This is a genomic window from Pseudoalteromonas phenolica (assembly GCF_005886345.1).
Lineage (GTDB): Bacteria > Pseudomonadota > Gammaproteobacteria > Enterobacterales > Alteromonadaceae > Pseudoalteromonas > Pseudoalteromonas phenolica_A.
In genome coordinates this window covers 1-250 of record NZ_PNEC01000102.1, presented here as the reverse complement: position 1 = coordinate 250, position 250 = coordinate 1, and the positions used below count along the sequence as shown (strand labels likewise).

Sequence of the window (250 nt, the reverse complement as noted above, 5' to 3'; positions counted from 1 at the left end):
ATCAATATATGAAAGGATCTCTGAATATATTTTTGTAGTGAATTCAGCAATCATATTCATGGTTTGTTTGATTGTGTTTCCCGAACGGAGCATACCATCAGCGGCATGCTTTCTTAGCATTAACTCAAATTGTTCATCTAACGAGGAAGTTGAATCAATTAAAATCAACCTAATCTTTTCCTCAAAGTTTTTCTTAAAGTCGAAATTCATACTGAATCCATTCAAAGTAACCTAACGCCGTTGTAACCGG

At 34.4% G+C, this 250-nt stretch carries 1 protein-coding gene; it reads right to left on the bottom strand.

Going from position 1 to position 250, the window contains the following annotated elements:
- Positions 1–210 (bottom strand): hypothetical protein (locus tag CWB72_RS20780; protein ID WP_212747920.1); only part of this gene is annotated, 210 nt, incomplete at its 3' end.
- Positions 211–250 lie beyond the last annotated feature (40 nt).